This is a genomic window from Streptomyces desertarenae (genome assembly GCF_042681365.1).
Classification (GTDB): domain Bacteria; phylum Actinomycetota; class Actinomycetes; order Streptomycetales; family Streptomycetaceae; genus Streptomyces; species Streptomyces desertarenae.
Window position 1 is genome coordinate 210,724 of the sequence record NZ_JBHUFU010000010.1, and the last position, 19,476, is coordinate 230,199.

Annotated in this window: 17 protein-coding genes and 1 pseudogene; 8 read left to right on the forward strand and 10 right to left on the reverse strand. The window is 76.7% G+C overall.

All coding sequences use genetic code 11. The features are described from left to right. Window positions 1-91 precede the first annotated feature (91 nt). Window positions 92-1,510: an aldehyde dehydrogenase family protein gene (locus ACFSJS_RS18330; RefSeq protein WP_380901664.1), complete on the reverse strand. Its 1,419-nt coding sequence runs from the start codon at window positions 1,508-1,510 to the stop codon at window positions 92-94. Between the two features lie 18 nt (window positions 1,511-1,528). Next, window positions 1,529-3,937: a molybdopterin oxidoreductase family protein gene (locus ACFSJS_RS18335; RefSeq protein ID WP_380901666.1), complete on the reverse strand. Its 2,409-nt coding sequence runs from the start codon at window positions 3,935-3,937 to the stop codon at window positions 1,529-1,531. 212 nt (window positions 3,938-4,149) lie between these two features. Between ACFSJS_RS18335 and hmgA the strand changes: the two genes are divergently transcribed. The 3 genes from hmgA (at window position 4,150) to ACFSJS_RS18350 (ending at window position 7,730) form a co-directional block, all read left to right on the forward strand. Then, window positions 4,150-5,499, forward strand: a complete 1,350-nt coding sequence (hmgA, locus tag ACFSJS_RS18340) for a homogentisate 1,2-dioxygenase (RefSeq protein ID WP_380901668.1) — start codon at window positions 4,150-4,152, stop codon at window positions 5,497-5,499. 103 nt (window positions 5,500-5,602) lie between these two features. Next, the gene (locus tag ACFSJS_RS18345; RefSeq protein ID WP_380901670.1) at window positions 5,603-6,352 is read left to right on the forward strand and encodes a GntR family transcriptional regulator; all 750 of its coding nucleotides are present in this window, start codon (window positions 5,603-5,605) and stop codon (window positions 6,350-6,352) included. Between the two features lie 73 nt (window positions 6,353-6,425). Further along, entirely contained in the window at window positions 6,426-7,730 is a 1,305-nt protein-coding gene (locus ACFSJS_RS18350) for a type ISP restriction/modification enzyme (protein WP_380901672.1), read from the forward strand. A gap of 115 nt (window positions 7,731-7,845) precedes the next feature. Here the strand turns inward: ACFSJS_RS18350 and ACFSJS_RS18355 are convergent, their stop codons facing one another. The 4 genes from ACFSJS_RS18355 to ACFSJS_RS18370 form a co-directional block, all read right to left on the reverse strand. Continuing rightward, window positions 7,846-8,109 carry a hypothetical protein gene (locus tag ACFSJS_RS18355; protein WP_380901674.1) on the reverse strand — a complete coding sequence of 88 codons (264 nt, stop codon included), beginning with the start codon at window positions 8,107-8,109 and terminating at the stop codon, window positions 7,846-7,848. A 261-nt stretch (window positions 8,110-8,370) separates the two neighbouring features. Beyond that, window positions 8,371-8,751, reverse strand: a complete 381-nt coding sequence (locus ACFSJS_RS18360; protein ID WP_380901676.1) for a GntR family transcriptional regulator — start codon at window positions 8,749-8,751, stop codon at window positions 8,371-8,373. A 115-nt stretch (window positions 8,752-8,866) separates the two neighbouring features. Beyond that, entirely contained in the window at window positions 8,867-10,114 is a 1,248-nt protein-coding gene (locus ACFSJS_RS18365; RefSeq protein ID WP_380901678.1) for a helix-turn-helix domain-containing protein, read from the reverse strand. Between the two features lie 193 nt (window positions 10,115-10,307). Beyond that, on the reverse strand, window positions 10,308-10,766 hold the full coding sequence (locus tag ACFSJS_RS18370; RefSeq protein ID WP_380901680.1) for a MarR family winged helix-turn-helix transcriptional regulator: 459 nt from the start codon (window positions 10,764-10,766) through the stop codon (window positions 10,308-10,310). Between the two features lie 99 nt (window positions 10,767-10,865). Here ACFSJS_RS18370 and ACFSJS_RS18375 point away from each other — a divergent pair, with 99 nt between their 5' ends. Next, entirely contained in the window at window positions 10,866-11,423 is a 558-nt protein-coding gene (locus ACFSJS_RS18375; RefSeq protein ID WP_380901682.1) for a DoxX family protein, read from the forward strand. A gap of 86 nt (window positions 11,424-11,509) precedes the next feature. After that, on the forward strand, window positions 11,510-12,331 hold the full coding sequence (locus ACFSJS_RS18380; RefSeq protein ID WP_380901684.1) for a dioxygenase family protein: 822 nt from the start codon (window positions 11,510-11,512) through the stop codon (window positions 12,329-12,331). A gap of 47 nt (window positions 12,332-12,378) precedes the next feature. Here ACFSJS_RS18380 and ACFSJS_RS18385 read toward each other — a convergent pair. Continuing rightward, window positions 12,379-12,885, reverse strand: a pseudogene (locus tag ACFSJS_RS18385) (NUDIX hydrolase); the annotation flags it as partial. Window positions 12,886-13,008: 123 nt separating this feature from the next. On the opposite strand from ACFSJS_RS18385, the gene ACFSJS_RS18390 reads away from it, so the two are divergent. After that, the gene (locus ACFSJS_RS18390; protein WP_380901686.1) at window positions 13,009-13,830 is read left to right on the forward strand and encodes a MerR family transcriptional regulator; all 822 of its coding nucleotides are present in this window, start codon (window positions 13,009-13,011) and stop codon (window positions 13,828-13,830) included. An 89-nt stretch (window positions 13,831-13,919) separates the two neighbouring features. Next, window positions 13,920-14,756: an MOSC domain-containing protein gene (locus ACFSJS_RS18395; protein ID WP_380901688.1), complete on the forward strand. Its 837-nt coding sequence runs from the start codon at window positions 13,920-13,922 to the stop codon at window positions 14,754-14,756. A gap of 95 nt (window positions 14,757-14,851) precedes the next feature. Here ACFSJS_RS18395 and ACFSJS_RS18400 read toward each other — a convergent pair whose 3' ends face one another. From ACFSJS_RS18400 to ACFSJS_RS18410, 3 genes are all read right to left on the reverse strand, one after another. Beyond that, complete coding sequence (locus tag ACFSJS_RS18400) at window positions 14,852-15,757, reverse strand: esterase/lipase family protein (protein WP_380901690.1); 906 nt, start codon at window positions 15,755-15,757, stop codon at window positions 14,852-14,854. Window positions 15,758-15,893: 136 nt separating this feature from the next. Further along, window positions 15,894-17,027, reverse strand: a complete 1,134-nt coding sequence (locus ACFSJS_RS18405; protein ID WP_380901692.1) for an acyl-CoA dehydrogenase family protein — start codon at window positions 17,025-17,027, stop codon at window positions 15,894-15,896. Further along, a complete protein-coding gene (locus tag ACFSJS_RS18410) occupies window positions 17,024-18,205 on the reverse strand; it encodes an acyl-CoA dehydrogenase family protein (protein WP_380901807.1) in 1,182 nt (393 codons plus the stop codon). Before ACFSJS_RS18410 ends, ACFSJS_RS18405 begins: the two co-directional genes overlap by 4 nt. Window positions 18,206-18,443: 238 nt before the next feature. On the opposite strand from ACFSJS_RS18410, the gene bdeA reads away from it, so the two are divergent. Beyond that, window positions 18,444-19,391, forward strand: a complete 948-nt coding sequence (gene bdeA / locus ACFSJS_RS18415) for a bis(hydroxyethyl) terephthalate hydrolase (protein ID WP_380901694.1) — start codon at window positions 18,444-18,446, stop codon at window positions 19,389-19,391. The last annotated feature ends 85 nt before the right edge of the window (window positions 19,392-19,476 follow it).

The following is a 19,476-nucleotide window of genomic DNA, read 5'->3' on the forward strand; positions in this document are numbered from 1 at the left end:
GGACGGATCGGACGGGCGGGGACGGATCCCGGGCGGGGGACGGACCGGGGGCCGGGGGCGCGGGCCCTTGCCGGGACCGGCCGGACGGCGGTCAGAACTGCAGGGACTTGGTCTGGAGGTACTCGGTCAGGCCGTGCGGCCCCAACTCGCGCCCCACGCCGGACCTCTTGTAGCCGCCGAAGGGCGCCAGCGGGTTGAAGCGGCCGCCGTTGACGTCCACCTGCCCGGTCTGGAGGCGGCGGGCGACGGCGATGGCCTCCTCGTCGTCCGCGGCCCACACGGCACCGGCCAGACCGTACTCGGAGTCGTTGGCGATGCGCACCGCGTCCTCGGTGTCCTCGTACCGCATGACGCACAGCACGGGCCCGAAGATCTCCTCCCGGGCGACGGTCATCCCCGGTGTGACGCCGGCGAGGACGGTGGGCCGCACGTAGTAGCCGCGCTCCACCCCCTCGGGCGCCTCGGGGCCGCCCGCGGCGACGGCGGCGCCCTCGGCGATCCCGGTGCGGACGTAGCCGGTGACGCGCTCGCGCTGGGCGGCGCTGACCACCGGGCCCAGGCGGGTGGCGGGGTCGGTGGGGTCGCCGGGGACGTACTTGGCGGCGGCCGCCGCGGCGATCTCCACGGCCTCGTCGTAGCGGTCGGCGTGGACCAGCATCCGCGTCCAGGCGCTGCACGTCTGGCCCGCGTTGGCCATCACGTTGCCCACGCCGATCTTCACGGCCTTCACCAGGTCGGCGCTCGGCAGGATCACGTTGGCGGACTTGCCGCCCAGTTCCAGGGCGACGCGCTTGACCGCGCCGCCCGCCAGGGCGCCGATGCGGCGCCCGACGGCGGTGGAGCCGGTGAAGGAGAGCATGTCCACGCCCTCGTGCTCGGCCAGCGCCTGTCCGGCGACCGGACCGAGCCCGGTGACGAGGTTGAACGCCCCGGCGGGCAGCCCCGCCTCGGCGACGGCCTCGGCGAAGAGCTGCGCCACCAGCGGAGTGTCCTCGGCGGGCTTGAGGACCACGGTGCAGCCGGCGGCGAGCGCCGGGGCGGCCTTGGCGACGATCTGGTGCAGCGGGTAGTTCCAGGGCGTGATGGCGCCGACGACGCCGACCGGCTCGTGCAGCACCCGGGAGGTGCCCAGTTCCTCCTCGAAGGGGTGCTCGGCGGCGAGCGCGGCGTACGTCCCGGCGACCGTGACGGGCAGGTCGGCGTGGACGGCCTGCGAGAAGGAGAGGGGGGCGCCCAGCTCCGCGGTGACGGTGGCGGCGATCGCCTCGCGCCGGGCCGCGAGGGCGTCGCGCAGCGCGCCGATCCGCGCCGCGCGTTCGGCGGGCGGCGTGGCGGCCCAGGCGGGCAGGGCCGCGCGGGCGGCGCGCACGGCCGCGTCGACGTCCTCGGCGGTGCCCGCCGGGACGGCGCCGATGACCTCCTCGGTGGCCGGGTTGACGACCTCGATGGTCCCGCCGCCCGCGGCGGGACGCCATTCCCCGTCGATGTACATGCCGTTGTGTGCCTGCATGGACCCAAACTAGCGGCGCTAGTTTGAGGTGTCAGCAGGGTGGCGCGTGCCGTGGGTCACGCGGGGCCGCCCAGCCGTCCCCGAGGGGCCGGCGGGTGCGTCCGCGGGGGCCACCTCCACCGGGAAGCCGTTGAGCACGGCCGTCCCGGAGAGCGGGTCGAGCAGCCGCCCGTCCAGCAGCTGGTTGACGTTGGCACCGGGCTCGGCGGAGGCCACCGGCGTCCGGGTGCCGGGCCGGTCGTGGCCCCACCCGTGCGGCAGGCTGACCACCCCGGGGCGCACCGCGCCGGTCACCTCCACCGGCGCCTCCACCGCGCCCCCGTCGCCCGAGATCCGGGCGAGGGCGCCGTCGGCCAGGCCGAGCCGGGCGGCGTCGTCGGGGTGGACGTGGAGGGTGCAGCGGTTGGCACCGCCCCGCAGCCCGGGGAGGTTGTGCATCCAGCTGTTGTTGGAGCGCAGGTGCCGGCGGCCCACCAGCACCAGGCCGCCGGGGCCCGTCCGGCGGTCCGCCAGGGACCGGCGCAGCCGGGCGACGTCGGCGGCGATCGGTTCCGGGCACAGCTCGACGGTGCCGGAGGGGGTGCGCAGCACCTCGGGCAGCCGCGGGCGCAGCGGGCCGAGGTCGATGCCGTGCGGATGCTCCAGCAGTCCCGCCAGGGTGAGGCCGTCCGGGTCGGCGCCGAAGCCGTCGCCGTGGGGGCCCAGCCGCAGCATCAGGTCCAGCCGGCGCTCGGCGCCCCCCTCGCCGGCCAGGAGGCCCTCCAGCTCGGCCGGGTCCCGGCCGTGGACCGGGGAGCGGGGGTCGGCGACGGCGGCGGCCAGGGTCTGCCGGACGACCGCGGCGTCGACGGACGCCGGGTCCGCGCCGGGCGCGCCGGCGGCGCACAGCACCAGCCGGGCCAGGATCTCGTCCTCGCCCCTCTCCCCCTCCTCCAAGGGGATCGCGGGACGGGTGTAGCGCACCTGGTTGCGGACGGCCAGGGCGTTGAAGGAGAAGTCGAAGTGCGGGCTGCGGGAGGGGCGGGGCGGTGGCAGGACGACGTGGGCGTGGCGGGAGGTCTCGTTGAGGTACGGGTCGACGCTGACCATGAAGTCCAGGCCGGCCAGGGCGCGTTCGAGCCGGGCCCCGTCGGGGGCGGAGAGCACGGGGTTGCCGGCGACGCAGACCAGCGCGCGCACCCGCCCCCCGCCCGGGGTGTCGATCTCCTCGGCCAGCGCGGCGGCCGGGAACTCGCCCTTGACCTCGGGGTGTCCGCTCACCCGGCTGCGCCGGCGGCCGGTGGCGAAGCCCCGCCCCGGCCCGGGCCGGGGCGGGCGGGCGGTGGCCGACAGCGGGAACATCGCGCCGCCGGGCCGGTCGAGGTTGCCGGTCAGCGCGTTGAGGACGTCCACCAGCCAGCTCGCCAGGGTGCCGAACTCCACCGCGGTGCTGCCGATCCGCCCGTAGACGGCGGCGCGTTCGGCGGCGGCCAGCTCGCGGGCGAGGACGCGGATCTCCTCCGGCGCCACGCCGCACGCCTCCGCGACCGCCTCGGGGGCGAAGTCCGCGGCGAGCCGCGCCACGTCCGCCACACCGCTCAGGTGCGCCCCGGCCGGCCCCGTCCCGACCAGGTCCTCGGCGAAGAGGACCTGCACCATCGCCATCAGCAGCAGGGCGTCGCCGCCGGGGCGCACCGCCACGTGCCGGTCGGCCAGGCGGGCGGTGCGGGTGCGGCGCGGGTCGACCACCGTGAGGGTCCCGCCGCGCCGCCGCAGCGCCCTGAGCCGGCCGGGGAAGTCGGGGGCGGTGCACAGGCTCCCGTTGGACTCCACGGGGTTGGCGCCGACGACCAGCAGGTGGTCGGTGCGGTCCAGGTCGGGGACGGGGACGGCCAGCGGGTCGCCGTACAGCAGTCCGCAGGCGACGTGCTTGGGCATCTGGTCCAGGGTGGAGGCGGTGAAGAGGTTGGGAGTGCGCAGCGCCTTCAGCAGCAGGGGCGGGTAGAGGGCCCCGGCGACGGTGTGGACGTTGGGGTTGCCCAGGAAGAGGGCCACGGCCCGGGGGTCGCCGTCCGCCAGGACGCCGCCCAGCCCCTCGGCGACCGCGGCGAACGCCTCCTCCCAGCCGGTCTCCCGCAGTTCGCCGCCGCGGCGGACCAGGGGGCGGGTGAGGCGGTGGGGGTCGCCGTCCAGTTCGCCGAAGAGGGCGCCCTTGGGGCAGACGTAGCCGCGGCTGAAGACGTCGTCGCGGTCGCCGCGCGCGGCGGTGATCCGCTCCCGGCCGGCCCGGCCGCCTCCGCCGCCGTCCGCCGCGGCGACGGTGACGGTCAGACCGCAGGTGGCCTCGCACAGCGGGCAGATCCGCAGGGCCGTGCGGGTGCGCGCACCGGCGTGCGCCCCCGTCCCGCCGTCCGCGGCGGCCGTTCCCGGGCCGGCGTTCTCCGTCATCGGTTCCCCTCCCAGGCGGTGTCCGGCGGATCCGGCCCGGACGCGACTCCATACCGACCGGCCGGTAAGCGCACCCTAGCCCCGCGGCCCCCGTCCTGCCCAGGGGCGGGATCCGAAACGGCGCCACGTCCGTCGGAGATTCGCCGTTGACGTGCACACCCTCTGATTCCTATGGTTTCCCACAGGAAACCCTGAGCACCGGGAGCGTTGCGATGAGTGGCACCACGAGCGGTTTCGAGCAGGCGCGGAAGACCGCGGAAGGGCTGGCGTACTCCTCCGGGTTCGGCAACGAGCACGCGAGCGAGGCCGTTCCGGGAGCGCTCCCGATCGGCCGCAACTCCCCCCAGCGCGCTCCCCTCGGCCTCTACGCCGAGCAGCTCAGCGGCACCGCCTTCACCGAGCCGCGCGCCCACAACCGCCGCTCCTGGCTGTACCGCATCCGCCCCTCGGCCGCCCACCCGCGCTTCGTCCGCGCGGACGCCTCCACCGGGCCCGCCCTGCGCGGCGCCCCCTTCACCGAGACCGAGCCCGACCCCAACCGGCTGCGCTGGGACCCGCTGCCCGACCCCGCCCCCGGCACCGACTTCCTCGACGGGCTGTGGACCCTGGGCGGCAACGGCGACGCCGCCCGGCGCGAGGGCGTGTCCATCCACCTCTACGCCGCCGACTCCCCCATGGAGCGGAGGGTGTTCGGCTCCGCCGACGGCGAGCTGCTGATCGTCCCCGAACGCGGCGGGCTGCTGCTGCGCACCGAGTTCGGGCTGCTGCGCGCCGAGCCGGGCCACGTCGCGCTGATCCCGCGCGGGGTGCGCTTCCGCGTCGAGCCGCTGGACGCGGTGGTGCGCGGCTACGTCTGCGAGAACCACGGCCGGCCCTTCACCCTCCCCGACCTCGGCCCCATCGGCGCCAACGGCCTGGCCAACCCGCGGGACTTCATGGCCCCCACCGCCGCGTACGAGGACGTCGAGGGGCCGGTGGAGGTGGTCAACAAGTTCTGCGGCACGCTGTGGACCGCCACCTGGGACCACTCGCCGCTGGACGTCGTCGCCTGGCACGGCAACCTGGTCCCCTACGTCTACGACCTGCGCCGCTTCAACGTGATCGGCAGCATCAGCTACGACCACCCCGACCCGTCGATCTTCACCGTCCTCACCTCGCCCACCGACACCCCGGGCCTGGCCAACGTGGACTTCGTGGTCTTCGCCCCGCGCTGGCTGGTGGGCGAGGACACCTTCCGCCCGCCCTACTTCCACCGCAACGTGATGAGCGAGTACATGGGCCTGATCGAGGGCGCCTACGACGCCAAGACCGCCGGGCCCGGGGGGTTCGTGCCGGGCGGCGGATCGCTGCACAACATGATGTCGGCGCACGGGCCGGACCGGGAGACCTTCGAGCGGGCCGGCGCCGCCGAACTGGTGCCGCAGAAGGTGGACGACGGCCTGGCCTTCATGTTCGAGACCCGCTGGCCGGTCGCGCTCACCGCGCGGGCCCGCGACGCCGGACACCTCCAGCGCGGCTACGACGACGTGTGGCAGGGTCTGGAGCGCCACTTCAGGCCCTGACACGCCGGACCGGGCCGCGGCGCGTACCGTGACGTCCGGCGGCCCCCTCCGCCGCCGCCCGTACCGCCGCAGGCCGCCGGCCCGGCCGTCCCCGGAGGTCGCCGTGACCACCTTCGCCCCGGATTCGCTCGCGCTCAACCGCAAGCTGCCGCTGTGGTACCAGGTCTCGCAGTCGCTGCGGGCCTCCATACTCGGCCGCTCCCCCGGCGCGCCCCTGCGCCTGCCGACCGAGGAGCAGCTCGCCGAGCACTACGGCGTCAGCGTCCTGACGATGCGGCAGGCGCTCAAGGAGCTGGAGAACGAGGGGCTGATCACCCGGCACCGCCGGCGCGGCACCTTCATCGAGCCCAGCGCCCGCAGCGGGTCCCCGGTGCGGCTGCTGGGCTCGGTGGACGCCATCGTGGCCCAGCAGTCGGGCGAGGAGACCGAGCTGCTGGACCACGGCGTCCAGCCCGTGCCGGGCGACCTGGCCGAGTACTTCCCCGGCCTCGCCGAGGCGGTGTCCTACCGGCGGCTGCGCCGCGACCGGGAGAGCGGCGAGCCGACCAACTGGGCGGAGAACCTGGTCCGTCCGGAGGTGGCCGGCCGCATCGGCCTGGAGGACCTGGTCCGCTGGCCGATGACGAAGGTGCTGCGCGACGCGGTGGGGGTGCGGATCAGCCGCATCACCGACACCGTCCAGGCCCGGCTCGCCGACCCGGAGACGGCCGAACTGCTCCAGGTCCCGCTCCTCAGCCCGATCCTGCACTACACGGGCGTCACCTACGACGAGGACGGCCGGGTGGTGGACGTCGCGCGCATCCACTACCGCGGCGACCGCTTCTCCTTCTCCGTGACCGTGGAGGCGGACTGACCCCCCGCCGGGCCGGCCCGCACCGCGCGGAGCCGCCCACCGCACCGGCGCCGCGGCCCGCGGAGTCCGTAGCATGCGGACGGTGACGAGCGGTGTGATGGCCGACGGCGCCGGCGGCGGCGCCCGTCGCGGGGAGGACGGCGGAGGGCGGGCCGGGGCGGACGGCGGGGCGCTCCCGCTGGACGATCTGATGCCCTGGTCGGTGCGGCCGCTGCGGCTGGGGCGCGACTGGGTGATGGCCCCCGACGCGGCGTCCCTGAAGGCCCGCTGGGCCGCGCTGCTGCGGGCCGGGGAGGAGGAGCGCGAGGCGTTGTTCGGCCCGACCCGCGCCCGCACCCCGCGCACCCCGGTGCCCCGGCTGCCCGGACCGGCCGGGGCGGCCGCCGCCACCGTGCGGCTGGAACGCGAGGACGGGCCGTGCCCCGAGCCGGTGCGGGTGCTGCACTCCCTCCACGACCACCAGTGGCTCATACCGGACCACCGCCTCATCGACGCCGCCCGCCCGGAGCTGTGGCGCGTCTGCGACGGGCACCAGATCCACCTGGTGGAGCCCGGCCCCGCGCCCCGCGGCCCCGCCCCCGAGCCGTCCTTCACCGCCCTGCTGCCCGCCGGCCGCTCCCCTGCGGGCCGGCCGGGCCGGATACGCCCGCTCTACCGGCGCCCCGGCGGCCGCGAGCCCAACTTCGCCCCGGGCCTGCGGGAGCACCTGGCGCGGCGGCTGGGCACCCCGGTGGAGGCCGAGGACCTGCTGGCCTGGACCGCCGCGGCGGTGGGCCCCGCACCCGCCGGGCCCGCCGTCCCCCTCACCGCGGACCGCGAGGTGTGGCGGGAGGGGGTGGAGCTGGGGCGCCGGGTGCTGCGGGTCCAGACCCGCGGCGCCCGCTGCGGCGACGGGAGCCGTCCGCGCCTGCCCGGCGGACGCCGCCCCTACGTGCGGGCCGCGCTGCCCGCACGTCCCGAGCCGGGGTGGCTGCGCTACGACGCGCAGGAGGAGTGCCTGTGGGTGGGGGAGGGCCGGGTGGCACCGGTGGAGCGCGGTGCCTGGGAGTTCCGGGCGGGCGGCGTGCGGGTTGTGGAGGAGTGGTTCGGGCGGCGCACGGCGCCCGCCCCGCCCGGCACGCTGGAGGCCGTGCGCCCGGGTGCCTGGCCGCAGGAGTGGACCTCGGACCTGCTGGAGCTGATCACCGTGCTCACCCTCCTGGACCGGCTCCGCGGCCCCCGGGCGGAGTTGGCCGGACGGGTGGCTCAGGGGCCCCGCGTCGGCGCCGCCGAACTGCGCGGGGCGGGAGTGCTCCCGGTGCCGCCGGGCGCGCGGCGCCCGGCGACCGTGCTGGACCACCGCGAGGAGGGGCCGGAGGGGCAGCTCGCGCTGCTGTGACCGCTGCGGCCCGGTTCGCCCCCGGGCCGGCCGGACGGGGGCACGCCGAAGGGCCGGGCGGCGTCGCCCGGCCCTCGGTGGGACGGTCGCGGGAGTGCCGGTCCGGGCGCGGCCGTCAGGCGCGCTCGCCGAAGAGGGAGCGCCGCAGCCGGCGCAGCGGAGCGAACAGCGAGACCCGCGCGCCCCGGCTCTCCGAGCGGGCGTGCGTCCTGTCCCGCGTGGTCAGTTCGCGCATCAGCGTCGTCGCCTCCGCGGTGTCGTCCCGGGGGACGGCCGGTCCGGCCAGCACGCTCAGGTGCCGGTCGAGACGGGCGCTGACCGCGCCACTCCCGCACTGGATCGCAGGGATCCGCGCCCTGCGCACCGTTATCTGTTCCATGACACTCCCCACCCAAACGAGGGCTCCCGGCCCGGGCAGGGTAACCCTATCTCCCGACCGTGACCCACGGGTATTCCGGTCACTCGATTCACCTTCCCCGCAAGGGGGTTGGCGAACACCGTACGAGACGGCCGCGTGCGGCCGGGCGTCCGGGACCGGGCACGCGGCCGGTGCGCGGCTCCCGGGGAGGCCGGGGCGGGGAACCGCGCCGCGGATCGTGACGGAACCGGTACGCGCCGGGGCGCCGGAACCGTCCGGGCCTCAGCCGTCCTGCCCGTACTCGGCCTCCAGCGCCGCATCGGCGGCGGCCAGCGCCGCGGACCGGTCCAGCCCCAGGCGGCGCACCCGCGCCGCGTACGCCCGCGCCGCGGCCGCCGCCTCCCGCTCAGCGGTGCCGCCCGCGGCGGCGACGAAGGTGCCGTGGCGGCCGCGGGTCTCGATCACCCCGTCGGCCTCCAGCGCCCGGTAGGCCTTGGCGACGGTGTTGGGCGCCAGCCCCAGCTCCCCGGCGAGACCGCGCACGGTCGGCAGCCGGTGCCCGGCCGGCAGCGCCCCGCTGCGGGCCTGCTCGGCGATCCGCGCGTACACCTGCTCGTAGGGCGGGGCGGGGTCCTCCGGGTCGAGGGCGAGGTTCGGCGGCACGCGGTCTCCTGGGGTGGTGCGGGGCGGTCCCTGCGGCCCGGGCCGTCCGGCGCGCCGGGCCGCGCCCCGATTGTGCACCAGGCGGGGGCGCGGCCGGGGACGGGGCGGTCCGGGCTCAGCCGCCCGTCCAGGCGCCCTCCTCCAGGGACCAGCCGTAGGCCGGGCGGCCCTCGGCGGCGCTGGTGCGGAAGGGCCGGCCGCCGTCGTCGACGCGGAGGGTGCCGCTGTCGCCCCCGCTGCTCCACTCCAGCTCGACGTGCCAGTCGCAGTCGCAACCCTCCGTCCGCGCCTCGACGCGCAGCGCCAGGGGGTCGCCGGCGGTGACGCGGTACGGGAGGCGGACGGCGGGCAGCTCCCTGCCCCCCTCGCCGTCGTAGCCGGCCACGGGCCGGACCAGCGGCCGGGGGGCGTCCAGGTCGACGGAGAAGGCGGCCGGGGTGAGCGAGCCGCCGCAGCCGTTGCTCATCCCGTAGGACGACCAGGCCAGGGGCGTCCGGCGGGCCGTCACCCGGACGTGCGCGGCCTCGACCACCACCGGGGCCGGTCCGGCGGCGCGCACGGTGGCCTCCACGATGGTCTCGCCGCCGTGCACCGCGCCGAGGGAGCCGGCCCAGGCGGAGGCGTCCTGCTCGGCGGGGGGCGGCGGGACGCGGGACGGCGGCAGGTCGGACAGGTAGCGGTGGTCGCAGCCGTGCCGCCAGACGTGCGAGCGGGCGGTCCACTCCAGCGGGGCGGCCGGCACGCCGTCGCGGGGGGCCTTCCCCGGCCCGCCGGCGGCCCGGGGCGGGGCGGAGGAGGCGAAGGGCGGCACGGCGGACGGGGACGCGCCGGAGGCGGTGGGCGGCTCCCGTCCCAGGCGGCCGGCGTCGAACCGCACGGCGGCCGCGACGGAGAGGGCGAGGACCAGGGCGAGCACGGCGGCGGCCGGCCACAGGAGCCGCCGCCCGCGGGCCGGTCCGGAGGCCGGGGGGCCGGGCGGGTCGGTCCGCTCCCGGGAACCGGGCAGCGCCCCGGCTCCGGCGGCGCCGTCGACGCGGCCGGACTCCGGCACGGGCCCGGGTGCGGACCCGGGTGCGGCTCCGCGGCCCGGGGCCGGCCGCTCCGGTTCCGCCCGTCCGCGCACCGCGTCGGCCCGCAGCCACCGCCGGTGCAGTTCCAGCAGTTCCTCCGGGCCCGCGCCGCACAGCCGCGCCAGCCGCTCCACCGGGGCGTACCGCGCCGGCACCGAGGCGCCGTTGCAGTACCGGTGCAGCGTGGAGGTGCTGGTGTGCAGCCTCCGGGCCAGCGTGCCGTAGCTGTGCCCCGAGCGCTCCTTGAGCCCCCTGAGGTACGCGGCGAACTCCTCCGTCTCCCGCACGGCCACCTTCGCCCTCTCCTCCCCCGTTCCGGAAGCGCGTTCCAGACGCGCCCGTTCCCGCTGGTCAGCCTAGGCGAGGACAGCCGGCCGCCCCGGTCCTTCCGGCATCCGCCGCCGCCGTATGACACAGGGGACAGGCCCGTGGCGCACCGGGCGCGGCGGGCGCGGCGGGCGCGCCGGGACGGACGGGGCGGGCCGGTCAGGCGCGGCGCAGCCGGCGGCCGACCTCGCCGAGCGCCTCGGCGAGCACGGCGAGCTGGTCGCGGTCGAGGACGTCGATGAGCGCCTCGCGCACCGCCGCCACGTGGCCGGGCGCGGCGGCGCGCAGCAGCGCCCGGCCCTCCTCGGTGAGGACGGCGAGGACACCGCGGACGTCGGTGGGGCAGGCCTCGCGCCGCACCAGCCCGCGCCGCTCCAGCTGGCCGACCTGGTAGGTGAGGCCGCTCTTGGAGGTGATCAGCCGCTCGGCCAGCTCGGTCATGCGCATCCGGCCGCCGGGGGCGGCGGCGAGGTGGACCAGGGTCTCGTACTGCGGGTGGGACAGGCCCGCCTCGTCCTTGAGCTGCTGCTCCAGCCGTCGGGCGACGCGGTTGCTGGCCTGGAGGAAGCCCTGCCAGGCCGCCATCTCCAGCTCGTCCAGCCATCGGGGCTCTTTCATGTCCCCATCCTACGCGGTTGTTCAAATTCGAACCTCGCTGTACGCTCCCGGGGACCGAGTAATTCGAATTTGAATCACCCGTTCCAGGAAGGTCCCCGCATGGCCACTCCCACCAGCACGTATCCCCGCCCCGACACCGCCTCCGGCCCCGGCGGACCCCCGGCGTCCGCGCTCCCCGCCCAGGACGCCGGACTCCTGGTGCTGCGACTGGCGATCGGTCTGACGATGGCCGTGCACGGCGCGCAGAAGCTCTTCGGCTGGTTCGGCGGTGGAGGCCTGGAGGGCACCGGGATGTTCTTCGCCTCGCTGGGCTACCCGTCACCGGAGGCGTTCGCGCTGGTGGCCGCCCTCACCGAGACCCTGGGCGGGATCGGGCTGGCCCTCGGGCTGCTCACCCCGCTGGCCGGGGCGGCGGTCCTGGGCACCATGGCCAACGCGGTGGCGGTGAAGTGGGGCGGCGGCTTCTTCTCGCCCCAGGGCGTGGAGTACGAGGTCCTCCTCACCGCCGGCGCCGCCGCGCTCACCCTCTCCGGCCCGGGCCGCTGGGCCGCCGACCGCGCCCTGCCCGTCCTGCGCTCCCACCGGCTCTCCCACGGCGCCGCCGCCGTGGCGCTCGGTCTCGCGGCGGCGGGCGCGACCCTGCTGCTCCGCTCCTGAGGCCCGCACCCCCGCCGGGGCCCGGCACCGGCCGCCGGGCCCCGGCACCGGGGAACCGCACGAGGCACGAGACGGAAGGCACCACCATGACCACGACCGCGCCCACCCCACCGCCCCCGCGTCCCGCCGCGGCCGGCCGCATGCCCGTGCTGTACCTCGGCCACGGCGCCCCGCCCCTGGCCGACGACGCCCTGTGGACCGCGCAGCTCGCCGCCTGGGCCCGCGAACTGCCGCGCCCGCGGGCCGTCCTGGTCGTCTCCGCGCACTGGGAGTCCGCACCCGTGGTGCTGGGCGCCACCCGGACCGTTCCGCTGGTGTACGACTTCCACGGCTTCCCCGAGCGCTACTACCGGGTCGCCTACCCGGCCCCCGGCGCCCCCGCCCTGGCCGAGACGGTGCGGGGGCTGCTCTCCGGCCCCGGCGGCGCCGTGCACGACGCCCCGGACCGGGGCCTGGACCACGGTGCGTACGTGCCGCTGGCGGAGATGTTCCCGGAGGCCGACGTCCCCGTGCTCCAGCTGTCCATGCCCACCCTCGACCCCGGGGAGCTGCTGCGGCTGGGACGCCGGCTGGCCCCGCTGCGCGACGAGGGCGTACTCGTCGTCGGCAGCGGCTTCTTCACCCACAACCTGCGCGGCCTGGCGTGGGGCGCGGGACCGGACGAGGCGCCCGGCTGGTCGCGGGAGTTCGACGCGTGGGGCGCCGAGGCCCTGGCCCGGGCGGACGTCGACGCCCTGCTGGACTTCGGCCGGCGGGCCCCGGCGAGCCGGATCGCCCACCCCCGCAGCGACCACTTCGCGCCGCTGTTCGTCGCGCTGGGGGCGGGCGAGGACTCCCTGGCCTCCCAGCGCACCGTCATCGACGGCTTCTGGGCGGGACTGGCCAAGCGCTCCGTCCAGTTCGGCTGACCGGCCCGGACGGGCGGCCGGGCGGGCGGGCGGTCCCCGGCCCCGCCTCAGCCCCGGACCGCCGGCGGCAGGACCACGGCGCGGGAGGGTGCGTCCGGGTCGTGGGCGACGGAGTCCCCGGGCCGGTGCCAGTGCAGTACGAAGCGCTCGCCGGCCCGGTAGGCGTCCAGCCCCGCCCGGCAGTACGCCACCATGTCGGCGGGCGGCGCCTCCAGGGGATACCAGCCCAGCTCCGAGCACTTGTGGGGCTCGGCGTTGACCGGTTCGCGCCCCTCCCCCAGCCACGCCTCGAAGAACCACCCCATCCGCGGCTCGCCCGCCGGTGAGCGGTGCTGCATCACCAGGGCGACCCGCAGCTCCCGCGGATCCAGCCGCAGCCCGATCTCCTCCCGCGTCTCCCGCAGCACCGCCTCCCGCACGTCCTCGCCGTCCTCGGCGTGTCCCGACGGGGCGTGCAGCAGTCCGTCGGCGTAACCGGTGTTCGCCCGCCGCGCGAGCAGCACCTCGCCGCCGCGCCGCAGGAAGAGGTGGACGTCGACGATCTCCCTGTGCCGCCTGTTCACCCGGGGAATCCTCATGCCGGGGATCATCGCACCCGGGCGGCCGCGGTGCGCCCGGAGGGCGTCCCGCGCGGACCGGCTTGCCCGTGCCCCTGGGGGAGGGTCCACAGTGGCGGGGTGCGCGACTCGATCACGATCGGCGAACTCGCCGCCCGAACCGGACTCAGCCGGAAAGCCCTTCGTCTGTACGGGGACCGGGGGCTGCTGCCGCCCGTCCGCGTCGACCCGGCGACGGGGTTCCGCCGCTACGGCCCCGAGCAGGTGGAGCGCGCCCGCCGCATCGCGCTGCTCCGGGCCGTGGGCATGCCCCTCCCGGAGATCGCGGCGGTGCTCGCGCCGGGCGGTGAGGAGTCGGTGCGCCGCCTCGACGCGTACTGGCGCCGGCAGGAGGCGGAGCAGGGCGCGCGCCGGGCACTCGTGGCCCATGCGCGCCTCGTCCTCGCGGGAGGGGGACCGGCCCCGTACGAGGTCTCCGAGCGGAACGTCCCCGAGCAGAAGGTCCTCCACACCCGGCGCCACGTCTCGGCGCACGAGCTGCCCGGTTACCTCGCCGAGGCGTCCGGGACGCTGTTCTCCCGCCTGCACGCGGTCGGGGCGTGCCTCTCCGGCCCGGTGTTCGCGGTGTACCACGGCCTGGTGAGCGAGGACTCCGCCGCCCTGGTCGAGGTGTGCGCCCCGACCGAGGCGGCCGTGGAGCCCTCGGGCGGCATCGGTGTGCGCCTGGAGGCCGCGCACCGCGAGGCGTTCGTCGCCCTGACCAGACCGGAACGGGGCCATCCCGCCATGCTCCCGGCCCACGACGCGCTCGCCGCCTGGCTGGCCTCGCGCGGACTGCCCCCGAGCGACTCCGTGCGGGAGGTCTACCACCCGAACTGGGCGACCGCGGGGCCGGGCGAGCACGTCGCCGATGTCGCCCGTCCCGTCGGGGGGACCGCCTGAGGAGCCCGCGCCCCCGGACGGGCCGCGGGAGGCGGGCCGCCCCCGCGGAACGGGGCACGTCCCGGACCGGGCGGGGCTAGGCTGGCGCCGTGGCCTGTGTGAGCGAGTTGATCTCCTATCCGGTCAAGGGCTGTGCGGGCGTTTCCGTGCCGGCGGCCCTCGTGACGGAGGCGGGCCTCGCCCACGACCGGACGTTCATGGTGGTCGGCGAGGACGGGGTGTTCCGCACCCAGCGGAGCGATCCGCGGCTGGCCCTCGTCCGCCCCTCCGTCGGTGCGGACGGCGGGCGGCTCACCCTGCGGGCGCCGGGCGCCGAGCTCCTGGCGGTCGAGGTGGACCCGGCCGCGGAACGGATCGAGGTGCGGCTCTTCGGCAAGCCCCTGCAAGGCGTCGACCAGGGGCCCGGGGCCGCCGCGTGGCTGTCGGAGGTGCTCGGCGCCCCCAGCAGGCTGGTGCGCGTTCCGCCGGAGCAGCGCCGGGTGGTGGACGGGCGGACGCCGGGGGTCTCCGGGTACGCCGACAGCAGTCCCGTCCACATCCTGTCGCGCTCCTCGCTGGACGAGCTGAACCGGAGGATCGCGGAGGCCGGGGGCGGCCCGCTCACGATGGACCGGTTCCGCCCGAACGTCGTCGTCGACGGCTGGGACGAGCCCCACACCGAGGACCGCGTGCTCCGGGCGGTCCTCGGGGAGGCCGAACTGGCGTACGCCAAGCCGGCTGTGCGCTGCGCGGTGACGCTCGTCGACCAGCGCACCGGCGCCCGGTCCGGGCCCGAGCCGCTGCGGACGCTCGCCCTGTACCGCAGGGCCGTCCGGGACGGCCTGTCGGGCGTCATGTTCGGTGCGAAGTTCTCGGTGGTCCGGACCGGGCGGCTGGCGGTGGGGGACGAGGTGGGCGTCACCGCGTGGGACGCGGACCGCCCCTGACCCCTCCGGGCGGCGCCGCGCGGACCGCTCCCCGCGGCCGATCCCCTCCGGCGGCCGGTGCGGGCCCGCACCGGCCGCCGGAGGCCGGGAGGAGGTCAGGAGAAGGCGGACAGGCAGTTCACCGGCCGGGCGTTCGCCGGGTCGAGGGCGTTGGCCGTCAGGTGGAAGGCGAGGCGGTCGGCCAGCGCGACGGTCAGGTGCCCGGAGAGGTCGAGGGCGCACACCTCCTGGAGCAGGATGTTGCGCACGCCCGGCCCGTCGAGGAACTGGGTGCGCCAGGGCGTGACGACCTGGTCGTGGCGGGTGGCGATCACCGTGTACGCCACCCCCGGCACGGTGTCGCCGCCCTCGTTGAGGCGGCGCAGGAGGTCCGACCCGGCCACCTGGTCGCGCAGGGCGGGGGTGTGGGTGCCCAGCAGGTCCTCCGCGCCGGGGAAGTGCTCCAGCAGCCGGGTGAGCCCGAGCAGGTCGGTGCCGTGGTTGCTCGGCGCGATGCCGACCAGGGCGTTGACCTTCTCCGCCCCGCCGAGGAACTTCAGGTAGTAGCGGGGCATCATCCCGCCCTGGGAGTGGCCGACGATGTCGGCCTCCCGCGCGCCGGTGTCCTCCAGCACCCCGTCGACGTACGCGGCCAGCTCCCGCGCGGAGTCCTCCACCGGGCCGAGGCCGTGGAAGAAGGGGACGCCCGGCAGCCTCCCGTAGTCGAGGGAGAAGACGCACCAGCCGCGTGCGGCCAGGTACGGGGCCAGTCCGAGCCAGTTGTCGACGGAGTTGCCGAAGGTGCCGTGGACCAGTACCACCGGGCGGGGGCGCCGGTCGGACGGGGTGCAGGAGCGGTCGTTCCAGCCGCCGCCGGAGGCGGACGCCGGGGCCGCGGCCACCGCGCCGGCCGCGGGCTCCACGGCCCGGGCGGCCGTCGGCGCCGTCGCCGCGAGGACGGCGAGCAGCACCGCCGTGAGCAGCCGGAGCGGTCTTCGGGGACGTCGTACGGACGGCTTCATGGGACCTCCTCGCCCTGGAATGTTGCGTTCATGTCAAGATACTGACGGGTAGCGCAACGGGCCACACCCCGGGCGGAACATCGCGGCGCGGGACCGGCGGGGAGGCGGGCGGGGCGTCCGGCGGGCCGGACCCGGTTCAGGCCGCCGCCACCGGCCCCGGCAGGTCCACCAGGGAGGCGAGCGCGGCACGGTGGCGGTCGGGGGTGCCCAGCGCGATCTGGCAGGCCTTGGCCCGCTTGAGGTACAGGTGCGCCGGGTGCTCCCAGGTCATCCCGATGCCGCCGTGCAGCTGGACGCACTCCTCGGCCGCCCGCACCGCCAGGTCCCCGCAGTGGGAGGCGGCCACCGCCACGGCCACCGGGGCATCCGGGTCGCCCTCGGCGAGGGTCCCGGCGGCGTACCGGGCGGCGGCCCGTGCGCCCACCACGTCCAGCCAGAGATCGGCCAGCCGGTGCTTGAGCGCCTGGAACGAGCCGAGCGTCCGGCCGAACTGGCGCCGCTCCTTCAGGTGGGCGACCGTGCTCTCCAGGCACCACTCGGCGATGCCGAGCTGCTCGGAGGCGAGCAGTCCGGCGCCGGTGAGCAGGGCCCGCTCCAGGGCCCGCGGCGCCCGGTCGGGTCCGGCCAGGCGCCGGGCGGCGGTGCCGGCGAGGGTGACGTCGGAGAGCGGACGGGTCAGGTCGAGCGAGGTGCGCGGGACGACGGACAGCGCCGCGGCGCTCGCCTCCACGGCGTAGAGCCCCGGGCCGTCCCGGCCCTCGGCGGGCACGAGCAGCACGTCGGCGGCGGCCGCGTCCGCGACGGAGGTGACCGCACCGGTCAGGGTGCCCGCGCTGTCGGCCCGCACGGCCGGGGGCCGGGGGCCCGCGCCCGGCGCGGTGGACAGGGGCACCGCCAGGGCGGCGGTACGCTCCCCGGCGGCGAGGGCGGCCAGCAGCTCGTCCGCCCCGCCGTCGCCGGTCAGGGCGAGCAGGGCGGTGGTGGCGAGCACGGCGCTGCCCAGGTAGGGGGTGGGCGCCGCGGCGCGGCCCAGCTCCTCCATCACCACGGCGGTCTCGCGCACCGAGGCCCCCGCTCCCCCGGCCTCCTCCGGCACCGGGAGGGAGGCGGCGCCCAGGTCCCGGGCGAGGGCCTGCCACAGCTTGCGGTCGTACGGCTCGGCGGTCTCGCAGCGGGCCAGGACGGTCTGGTACGGGCTGCGGTCGGTCAGCAGCGCGCGGACGCTGGAGCGCAGCTCCTCCTCGATCTCCGAGTACAGCAGGCCGGTCATCGGGCGAGCTCCTTCCAGGGGACGTCCTTGTCGGTGCGGGCCTCGGCGGGCAGTCCCAGCACCCGCTCGGCGATGATGTTGCGCAGGATCTCCGAGGTGCCGCCCTCGATGGAGTTGCCCTTGGCGCGCAGGTAGCGGTAGCCGGCGCCGCGGCCGGTGAAGTCCACGGCCTCCGGGCGGCGCATGCTCCAGTCGTCGTAGGCCAGGCCCTCCTCGCCCAGCAGCTCGACCTCCAGCCCGCTGAGCTCCTGCGCCAGCCGGGCGAAGGCCAGCTTCGTCCCGGCGCCCTCGGGCCCGGGGTGGCCGGCGGTGAGCTGCTGGCGCAGCCGCTCGCCGGTGAGCCGGGCGACCTCGGCCCCCACCCAGCCGGACAGCAACCGCTGGTGGAGCCCGTGGGTGCGCAGCTCGGGGCGCTCGCGCCAGGTGGCCGCGACCTTGCCGACCATGCCGCCCTCACGCGGCAGGCGCTGCCCGCCGATGGCGACGCGCTCGTTGTTGAGGGTGGTCTGGGCGATCCTCCACCCCTCCCCCACCCCGCCCAGGCGGTGGGCGTCGGGGATGCGGACGCCAGTGAGGAAGACCTCGTTGAACTCCGCCTCGCCGGTGATCTGGCGCAGCGGCCGCACCTCGACCCCGGGGTCGGTCATGTCGCAGACGAAGTACGTGATGCCGTGGTGCTTGGGGACGCCCGGGTCGGTGCGGGCGATCAGGATGGCCCAGCGGGCGTTGTGGGCACTGGAGGTCCACACCTTCTGGCCGTCGACCACCCAGGTGCCGCCGTCGCGCACCGCGCGGGTGGCGAGGGCGGCCAGGTCGGATCCCGCGCCGGGTTCGCTGAAGAGCTGGCACCACACCTCCTCGCCCGTCCACAGCGGACGCAGGAAGCGCTCCTTCTGCTCCTCGGTGCCGTACCGCAGGATCGTGGGAGCGGCCATGCCCAGTCCGATGCCGTTGCGGCCGGGGTCGTTGTCGGGGGCGCCGGCCGCGGCCAGTTCGGCGTCGACGACGGCCTGCAGGGCGCGCGGGGCGCCGAGCCCGCCGTGGCCGTGGGGGAAGTGCACCCAGGCGAGGCCGGCGTCGTAGCGGGCGCGTAGGAAGTCGAGCCGGCCGGTGACGGCCGGGTCGTGCGCGTCGAGCAGCGCCCGGGCGCGGCGGCGCAACTCGTCGGGATCGGTCACGGGGACGTTCTCAGAGGGCACGGCATCTCCTTCACGGGCCACGACTAAGCGCTTGCTCATCCTCATGGCATACCGACCGGTACGTCAACGGTCCGGTGCGCCCGGCCGGCCGGGCGGCCTTCGGGACGCACGGCGGAGACCGGTGATTTCACCGATGCGGAAGCCCCCGCTCCGACCTCACGATGACGCCTGTCCACCCCCCTCGGGCATCCCCTCACACAAGGGAGAACACACCCTCATGGAGCCGCAGCAGCACGACGCCGCCCCGGTCGCGGACCGGCACGAGCGCGCCCCCCGCCGGACGACGAAGCTGGCCCTGGCCCTGACCATGGTCCTCGGCGCCGCAGGCGTCGCCCTGCCCACCGCCCAGGCCGCCCCGGCCACCGCCGCCGTGCAGGCCGCCGCCGACAACCCCTACGAGCGCGGCCCGAACCCGACCGAGCAGAGCATCGAGGCCGTCCGCGGGCCCTACGCGGTCTCGGAGACGCGCGTCTCGTCCCTGTCGGTCACCGGCTTCGGCGGCGGAACGATCTACTACCCGACCACCACCGCCGACGGCACCTTCGGCGCCGTGGCGATCTCCCCCGGCTACACCGCCGACCAGTCCAGCATGGCCTGGTACGGCCCCCGGCTGGCCTCGCAGGGCTTCGTGGTCTTCACCATCGACACCAACAGCCGCTACGACCAGCCCGGCAGCCGCGGCGACCAGCTGCTGGCCGCGCTGGACTACCTGACCCAGCGCAGCTCGGTCCGCAGCCGGATCGACAGCGGCAGACTGGCGGTCATGGGCCACTCCATGGGCGGCGGCGGCAGCCTGGAGGCCACCAAGGAACGGCCCTCGCTGAAGGCGTCGATCCCGCTCACCCCGTGGAACCTGGACAAGAGCTGGCGCGAGATCACCGTGCCGACGTTCATCATCGGCGCCGACGGCGACAGCATCGCCTCGGTCAGCTCGCACGCCGAGCCGTTCTACGAGAGCCTGCCCAGCTCCACGGACCGGGCGTACATGGAGCTGAACAACGCGTCGCACTTCACGCCGAACACCTCCAACACCGAGATCGCGAAGTACAGCATCTCCTGGCTGAAGCGCTTCGTGGACAACGACACCCGCTACGAGCAGTTCCTGTGCCCGCTGCCGCGGCCGAGCCTGCGGATCGAGGAGTTCCGCGGCAACTGCCCGCACTGACGGGTCCGCGCCGGAGCGGACGCTCCGGCGCGGGCACACCGCCCCGGACGGCTTCCCCGGGGAAGGTGGCGGTCGCCTCCGGCGG

Excerpts from the sequence above, each read along its gene's own strand:
- ACFSJS_RS18330 (WP_380901664.1), bottom strand. The coding sequence starts at position 1,510 with ATGCAGGCACACAACGGCATGTACATCGACGGGGAATGGCGTCCCGCC.
- bdeA (WP_380901694.1), top strand. The coding sequence starts at position 18,444 with ATGGAGCCGCAGCAGCACGACGCCGCCCCGGTCGCGGACCGGCACGAG.
- ACFSJS_RS18350 (WP_380901672.1), top strand. The coding sequence starts at position 6,426 with ATGCGGACGGTGACGAGCGGTGTGATGGCCGACGGCGCCGGCGGCGGC.
- ACFSJS_RS18355 (WP_380901674.1), bottom strand. The coding sequence starts at position 8,109 with ATGGAACAGATAACGGTGCGCAGGGCGCGGATCCCTGCGATCCAGTGC.
- ACFSJS_RS18335 (WP_380901666.1), bottom strand. The coding sequence starts at position 3,937 with ATGACGGAGAACGCCGGCCCGGGAACGGCCGCCGCGGACGGCGGGACG.
- ACFSJS_RS18375 (WP_380901682.1), top strand. The coding sequence starts at position 10,866 with ATGGCCACTCCCACCAGCACGTATCCCCGCCCCGACACCGCCTCCGGC.
- ACFSJS_RS18405 (WP_380901692.1), bottom strand. The coding sequence starts at position 17,027 with ATGACCGGCCTGCTGTACTCGGAGATCGAGGAGGAGCTGCGCTCCAGC.
- ACFSJS_RS18370 (WP_380901680.1), bottom strand. The coding sequence starts at position 10,766 with ATGAAAGAGCCCCGATGGCTGGACGAGCTGGAGATGGCGGCCTGGCAG.
- ACFSJS_RS18400 (WP_380901690.1), bottom strand. The coding sequence starts at position 15,757 with ATGAAGCCGTCCGTACGACGTCCCCGAAGACCGCTCCGGCTGCTCACG.
- ACFSJS_RS18380 (WP_380901684.1), top strand. The coding sequence starts at position 11,510 with ATGACCACGACCGCGCCCACCCCACCGCCCCCGCGTCCCGCCGCGGCC.
- hmgA (WP_380901668.1), top strand. The coding sequence starts at position 4,150 with ATGAGTGGCACCACGAGCGGTTTCGAGCAGGCGCGGAAGACCGCGGAA.